This window comes from Pseudoalteromonas sp. TB25 (genome assembly GCF_000497995.1).
Taxonomy (GTDB): domain Bacteria; phylum Pseudomonadota; class Gammaproteobacteria; order Enterobacterales; family Alteromonadaceae; genus Pseudoalteromonas; species Pseudoalteromonas distincta.
In genome coordinates this window covers 1-7162 of record NZ_AUTI01000122.1, presented here as the reverse complement: position 1 = coordinate 7162, position 7162 = coordinate 1, and the positions used below count along the sequence as shown (strand labels likewise).

The window sequence follows — 7162 nt, the reverse complement described above, 5'->3', positions numbered from 1 at the left end:
GGCTTGCCCACTATTTACTTGCTCTAATGAGATAAAGCGCTTCCCGCTTGTTAAGCTAAATTCGGTGCTGGTAAACAATCTAAAAGTAATACTTATGATCTCGTTGTAACTCTGCGTATGGCAAAGTTGTTCGTAACAAATTCTAAATTGGGGTTCATTACCGAGTGCCAATTCTTTAGCAAGCTGCGCTAGCTCGTCGTTGGCATGCAGAAGTTGCTGCGCCTCGCGGTGGAAAATTCGCCCTTTTTCAGTAAGCTGTAATCGGTACTTACTTCTGTCTAGCAACTCAAAACCTATTTTTTCTTCTAGATTTTTAATAGCAAGTGTAAGCGCTGGCTGCGTTTTATGTAGCTTTAGTGCTGCCCCGCTTAAGCTTGCGCTTTGCACTATGGCATCTAAAATTATTAATTGATTCAGCTTCATATAGCACTCTGCAACATTATAAGTAAAACTTATTGAGTTTCTAAAATTTTATGATTTTTATTTTATATGTTTGCAGCGTATGCTGCACTTAATTATTTTGCCATCATTGCAACGGAGAAGACATGAAACTCTTTCGTCTATGTTTTTTAACTACGACTTTACTAAGCTTAATAGCCTGTTCTGAGCCAGAACAACAAGTTAAAGAAGAGCCCATTCGCCCTGTTAAATTATTCAACATAGGTCATGATACGCAAACTAACATTCGCAGCTTTCCTGCTGAGGTTGTTGCAAACCAAGGCTCTTACCTAGCTTTTAGGGTAAACGGCGAACTTGTTAAGTTCCCTGTGCTTGCTGGTGAACACGTTGAAAAAGGTGATTTATTAGCAAAACTAGACCCAGAAGATTTTCAGTTACAGTTTGACGAACGTAAAGCACGCTTTGAGCTGGCAAAGTCACAACTTGGCCGTATTGAGCAATTGTTTGAGAAAAAAATCACCAGCCAATCAGAATTAGATGAAGCCTCTGCTAATATGCAAATTGCCGAATCTGCATTTAAAATTGCACAAACAAACCTTGAGTACAGCGAGCTGCGCGCGCCATTTTCAGGCACGGTCGCAAAAGTATTTGTTAAAAACTTTGAAAATATTCAAGCAAAGCAAAATATATTACGCTTAGAAACACGCGATTTAATGGACGTAGAAATTCAGGTTCCTGAAAAAATAGTCGCTCGTTTTCAAAAAGGCACCGATTACCACCCTACTGTAAAGTTTGATGGCTTTGACGATAAAGAGTACATACTTGATATTAAAGAGTGGGATACCCAAGCAGATCCTGCAACACTTACTTATAAGGTTGTATTTTCGCTACCAGTACCTGAGGACTTTAATTTACTCGCAGGTATGACGGGTAGTGTGCTTATTGATTTAAGCAAAGTAACGCGCTCGCAAGTTGCTTATACAATACTACCTATCGAGTCTGTGTTTTCTGAGCCGCAAGAATCAATTGAAGATAACGCCTACGTATGGCTTTTTGATTCAAAAACTAGCCAAGTGCACAAACAAGCTGTAAAGGTTGGCCAGTTGCACCGCGATGGTATTGAAGTGTTAAGTGGTATTAAAGAAGGCCAAATTGTGGTTTCTGCCGGTGTGCATTCACTAAAAGAAGGCATGAAAGTAAGAGCATGGAATAAAGAGCGAGGCTTATAATTATGAGCTTTGCACAACTCTCCATAGAGAAAAAAGTAATCAGTTGGATGTTTACGCTGCTGCTATTAATTGGCGGTAGTGTTTCGTACTTTGATTTAGGGCAACTAGAAGACCCTGAGTTTACGCTTAAAAAAGCCATGGTTATTACCATGTACCCTGGCGCTTCGCCGCAGCAAGTTGAAGAAGAAGTTACTTTTCCGATTGAAAACGCGATTCAGCAACTCCCTTATGTTGATTACGTTACGTCTATTTCATCTAACGGTAAATCACAAATTTCAGTAGAAATGAAAAGCAATTATCGTAAAGAGCAGCTTCGCCAAATTTGGGATGAAATGCGTCGTAAAATTAACGACCTTTCTCCGTCGTTACCCAGTGGTGTTTATCCTAGTACAATTTTGGATGACTTTGCCGATGTGTACGGTGTTATGTATTCGGTAACCGGTGATGGCTACTCGTATGACGAGCTTAAAGATTACGTCGATTTTTTAAAGCGTGAGCTGGTATTGGTTAAAGGCGTTAGTAAAGTAACCGTTGCGGGGCAACAACAAGCGCAAGTAATGGTTGAAGTTTCTACGCGTAAGCTTGCTCAATTAGGTATTGCGCCAAGCCATATATTCCAGTTATTGCAATCGCAAAACACGGTATCTAACGCAGGTAAAATTCGTGTGGGCGATGAGTCAATTCGCTTGCATCCTACTGGCGAATTTAAAGATGTAAAAGAGCTCGAAACCTTATTAATTTCAAAATCAGGTGCCAATGAGCTTATTTACTTAGGCGATGTAGCAAAGGTTTACAGAGAGTACGCAGAAGTACCAAATAACATTATTCGTTATAACTCTCAGCAAGCTTTACTTATTGGCGTGTCGTTTATGTCGGGTGTTAACGTGGTTGATGTGGGTAAAAACATAGATGAGCATTTAGCCTCACTTGAGTATCAACGCCCTCATGGTATTGACATAAATTCGGTATACAACCAACCACAAGAGGTTCAAAAGTCGGTTGAGGGTTTTATTATCAGCTTACTTGAAGCTATTGCGATTGTTATTGTAGTACTGCTGTTATTTATGGGTTTAAAAAGCGGTATTTTAATTGGTGGTATTTTACTGCTTACTGTACTGGGTACGTTTATATTTATGAAGTTGTTTGCCATCGACTTGCAACGCATATCGCTTGGAGCACTTATTATTGCCCTAGGGATGCTGGTTGATAACGCAATAGTTGTAACCGAAGGGATACTAATAAACCTTAAACGTGGGCAAACAAAACTCAAAGCGGCGGTTAATATTGTTGAGCAAACAAAATGGCCCTTACTAGGTGCAACAGTCATTGCAGTCACTGCGTTTGCGCCAATTGGACTAAGCTCTGATGCCAGTGGTGAATTTGCAGGCAGCTTGTTTTGGGTGTTGTTTATTTCGCTTTTATTAAGTTGGATAACAGCCATTACGCTAACGCCATTTTTTGCCAATTTAATGTTCAAAGAAAACGAATTTAAAAACGAAGAAGGCCAAGAAGATGAAGACCCATACAAAGGCTTTATTTTTAATGGTTACAAAGCGATTTTAGATTTAGCGCTGCACTTTAGAAAAACTACGCTTATATTAATGGTTGTTTTACTGTGTACTGCGGTTGTTGGTTTTGGCTCTGTAAAACAGTCGTTTTTTCCTGCTTCTAATACACCTATGTTTTATGTAGATTACTGGCAAGAGCAAGGATCTGATATTCGCTCAACCCTTGAGGGCGTTAATAAACTTGAAGAGTTTTTGCAAAAAGAAGACCTTGTTGAAGAAGTAACAAGTACAACAGGCCAAGGCGCGCCACGCTTTATGCTTACCTACGCACCAGAAAAGTCATATCCCGCGTACGGGCAATTAATTATTCGTGTAGCCAACAGAGAAGCCGTAGCGACTGTAATGCAAACTGTACGTGATTACTCAAATAATCATGCACTCTCTGCACAGCTTAAAATTAAGCCAATGGAAATTGGTCCCTCTACTGATGCAAAAATAGAAGCGCGTTTTTCAGGCCCTGATCCTGTTATTTTAAGACAATTGGCTGCTAAAGCTGAAGAACTTATTGGTAAAGACGATGGCGCGTACAATATTCGTGATGACTGGCGTGCACGTACTAAAATGATTCGCCCGCAGTTTAACGAACAAAAAGCACGCCGCTTAGGTATTAGTAAATCTGACTTAGACAATGTATTACTAACAAGCTTATCGGGTAAACAAGTGGGCGTATATCGCGATGGCACGCAGTTGCTACCTATTATTGCACGATCTCCTGCTAACGAGCGCTTAAACGTAGAAAGCGTACACGACCTTCAAATATACAGCCCAGTACTTGGTGTATTTGTACCAGTAACCCAAGTGGTAGACGAGTTTATTGTACAGTGGGAAGACAGCCTAATAATGCGCCGCGATCGCAAACGTACAATTACGATTATGGCCGATCACGATGTATTAGGAGATGAAACCCCTGCTAAACTATTTGCACGTATTCGCGGACCAATAGAAAACATGGAATTACCGCGCGGTTACGAACTGGAATGGGGCGGCGAGTTTGAATCTTCAAGCAAGGCTCAAAAAGCAATATTTGGCTCATTACCGCTGGGTTACTTAGCGATGTTTGCAGTAACCGTATTACTTTTTAACTCGCTTAAGCAACCACTTGTGATTTGGGCAACGGTTCCGTTAGCTATTATCGGTGTAAGCGCGGGCTTGTTAGCTATGAATGCTCCGTTTAGTTTTATGGGACTACTTGGTTTATTAAGCTTAAGCGGTATGCTTATTAAAAACGGTATTGTATTAGTTGATCAAATAAATCTCGAATTAAGGGAAGGTAAATCGCCCTATGAGGCCGTGTTTGACTCTGGTGTGAGCCGTGTACGCCCAGTTGCTATGGCGGCTATAACTACTATTTTAGGTATGATCCCGCTGTTATTTGACGTGTTCTTCCAGTCAATGGCGGTAACGATTATGTTTGGTCTAGGCTTTGCTACAATTTTGACTCTAATTGTAGTGCCAGTACTTTACACGGTTATATTTAGAATTGATTACGAACCGCGTAAGTAGTTAAACATATAATCGGTTAACATTAAAAAATGCCACTGGCTCAAGGTCAGTGGCATTTTTATTTAATACCGATAAAAAAGAAAGGCTACATATTTAGTTGTTAAGAAACTAACCGCAACACTTCTTATATTTTTTGCCGCTACCACATACACAAGGTGCGTTACGCTCTGGTACTTTATCAAATACTTGTGGTGTTGACTTGCTAAGCGCAAAGTCTAGTTCGCGAATATCTTCTGGTACTTCAGCTTTAACTTCAATTGAAGCAAACAGCGAATGCTCTTCTAATATTGCTTCTATTTCTGATTGTCGTGCAACTGAGTTTACAATTAGCGTTAACGGGTGTAACTCTGTGCCTGGCTTTGCAGTACGTTTTGGTGCAAATCCATTACTGTTATTTTTACCCATTATGTCGGGCTTACCCATAAAGAAAAATTTTGACATGTTACTTCTATAACCTTTCTGCATTATTAAGACGGCGCATCTTAACAGCTTACCCTTCATATAACTAAGTGTACTTGATAATGCACAATATAAATCAGGCTTTAGCGTATATACGCCTAATATAGCGACATAATGAGGCCATTTAATGGATTTAGGCAAAATTTAAATTCGAAATATAGTAAAATTATCATAACTCAACTTAGTGCCGTTTTAGTATCTAACTCAATATTATGGAAAAGCCTTGGAAAATTTTAAAACTGCGATACTAATAGCGGGCAGCATTTTTATACTTTTTGGTTATTTACGCTTTATAACTGACGAGAATGGTAACGTGAACTTAAACAACTACCGTTTTACAGGGGGCATACTACTGGTTATTTCCGGTATGTTTGATGGCACACGCGACCTTGTTAAGCGCCTGCGCTCTAAAAACTCGTTATCGGCGATTGCTGTTTATTTAGGTATACTCTTATTTTATATTGGCTTTAGCATTTAATACCGAAACATTAAGCGCTAATTTGGGCTTTATACAAGCAACATTTTATAAGTGAATACCCTTTGACCTTTAAACAACTCTTCAACAGCGCCATATTACTCTTAGTAACAGCACCTCCGCTGGTTTTACTTGCATGGGATGAACAAGCCGACCCCGCTTTTATCCCCAACAGTATATATAACACCTTAACATTTACGTTATTTCCAATAACGGCGATAGTGTTGTCGGTTGTTTTATTAAGGCACCTATATAAAAAATACAATAATAACTTTGAATTTAAACATACAGTTAAAAATTATATTACTGAGCATGGGAAGTTCCGCAGCGCATTTATACCACTGTTTTTGCCTATTTTAATTTACTTATGGTTATGGACGTCAGTTTGTATTTCTGTGAAATTATGGGCCAATAAACACAGCAATAATATATGGCAGCAAGAGCATCAATTACTTGAAGTAGGTAGTTGCCCAACTGATTATGAGTACAGTTGTGCAACGCTAACTGTGCTTAGTTTACAGAACTACAGAAAATACACTTTTAGATGGTATTTAGATAAGAATAAATTGGTGACTTTGCAAAATAACAATATAAATTTAGTGGGCGTTACAAGCCCACTTGGCAATATAGTACAAGAAATACAGTGGTAGTAGAATACCACTTAGGTGCAGATTATTTTTTTAAGCTAAGGGTACGCCCCGAGCTAGGTTTTGACTGTGACGACTTATTCTCTTTAATACTTTTTGGCTTACCAACATACTTGGTAGAACGCTTTTGATAAGGTGCTTTACTGCGCTCATTTTTGCGCTCGCCATTAGCATTACTGCGTTCAGAGTTGCGACTTGAATTTCGCTCGCCACTTTGTTCGCCTTTATTAAAACGGCGAGGATTTTCACCCTGAAAATCACGCTTTTTAGGAGCCGACAGCATATTATTTTCTGATTGTTTATTAGCATCAAGCGAATGTTCTTGAGTTTTACCTGAGTCAGAAATCGAGTCGTTTATTTGCGCCATTTCAGTATCAGACAAATGACGCCACTGCCCTACCTTTAAACCTTTTAGTGTTACGTTCATTATACGAGTGCGCTTTAACGTCACCACTTCGTAACCTAAATATTCACACATACGGCGTATTTGGCGGTTTAAACCTTGTGTAAGTACTATTTTAAATTCTTTAGGGGCAGTTTGTGTCACTTTACACTTTTTAGTCACGGTATCTAAAATAGGCACGCCATTGGCCATTTTTGTAACAAACTGACGATTAAGCGGTTTATCAACCGTAACAACATATTCTTTTTCGTGGTTATTACCCGCACGCAAAATTTTATTAACGATATCGCCTTCGTTAGTTAAAAATATAAGCCCTTCAGAAGGTCTATCTAAACGCCCTATTGGAAATATACGTGTTGGATAGTTAACTGCGCGAATAATATTACTTTGAATTTTACTTTCGGTAGTACACGTAATACCAACGGGTTTATTGTAAGCGATATAAACGCGCTTTGGTGTGGCTTTAAGTGGCTTGCCAT

At 39.2% G+C, this 7162-nt stretch carries 7 protein-coding genes; 4 read left to right on the top strand and 3 right to left on the bottom strand.

What is annotated here, in order from left to right:
• Positions 1-423 (bottom strand): LysR family transcriptional regulator (locus tag L652_RS0102580; RefSeq protein WP_024595076.1); only part of this gene is annotated, 423 nt, incomplete at its 3' end.
• A gap of 122 nt (positions 424-545) precedes the next feature.
• Between L652_RS0102580 and L652_RS0102575 the strand changes: the two genes are divergently transcribed.
• Together L652_RS0102575 and L652_RS0102570 are read left to right on the top strand one after the other, a co-directional pair.
• Positions 546-1628 carry an efflux RND transporter periplasmic adaptor subunit gene (locus L652_RS0102575; RefSeq protein WP_024595075.1) on the top strand — a complete coding sequence of 361 codons (1083 nt, stop codon included), beginning with the start codon at positions 546-548 and terminating at the stop codon, positions 1626-1628.
• Between the two features lie 2 nt (positions 1629-1630).
• Entirely contained in the window at positions 1631-4699 is a 3069-nt protein-coding gene (locus L652_RS0102570) for an efflux RND transporter permease subunit (RefSeq protein ID WP_024595074.1), read from the top strand.
• Between the two features lie 108 nt (positions 4700-4807).
• Here the strand turns inward: L652_RS0102570 and L652_RS0102565 are convergent, their stop codons facing one another.
• Positions 4808-5140 carry a PBPRA1643 family SWIM/SEC-C metal-binding motif protein gene (locus L652_RS0102565; protein ID WP_024595073.1) on the bottom strand — a complete coding sequence of 111 codons (333 nt, stop codon included), beginning with the start codon at positions 5138-5140 and terminating at the stop codon, positions 4808-4810.
• Between the two features lie 241 nt (positions 5141-5381).
• Here L652_RS0102565 and L652_RS0102560 point away from each other — a divergent pair, with 241 nt between their 5' ends.
• Both L652_RS0102560 and L652_RS0102555 read left to right on the top strand, forming a co-directional pair.
• Entirely contained in the window at positions 5382-5636 is a 255-nt protein-coding gene (locus tag L652_RS0102560) for a hypothetical protein (protein WP_024595072.1), read from the top strand.
• A gap of 62 nt (positions 5637-5698) precedes the next feature.
• On the top strand, positions 5699-6283 hold the full coding sequence (locus L652_RS0102555) for a hypothetical protein (RefSeq protein WP_024595071.1): 585 nt from the start codon (positions 5699-5701) through the stop codon (positions 6281-6283).
• A gap of 22 nt (positions 6284-6305) precedes the next feature.
• On the opposite strand, the gene L652_RS0102550 is transcribed toward L652_RS0102555, so the two are convergent.
• On the bottom strand, positions 6306-7162 hold an 857-nt coding region (locus tag L652_RS0102550), incomplete at its 5' end, for a pseudouridine synthase (RefSeq protein ID WP_024603259.1).

Excerpts from the sequence above, each read along its gene's own strand:
- L652_RS0102575 (WP_024595075.1), top strand. The coding sequence starts at position 546 with ATGAAACTCTTTCGTCTATGTTTTTTAACTACGACTTTACTAAGCTTA.
- L652_RS0102570 (WP_024595074.1), top strand. The coding sequence starts at position 1,631 with ATGAGCTTTGCACAACTCTCCATAGAGAAAAAAGTAATCAGTTGGATG.
- L652_RS0102565 (WP_024595073.1), bottom strand. The coding sequence starts at position 5,140 with ATGTCAAAATTTTTCTTTATGGGTAAGCCCGACATAATGGGTAAAAAT.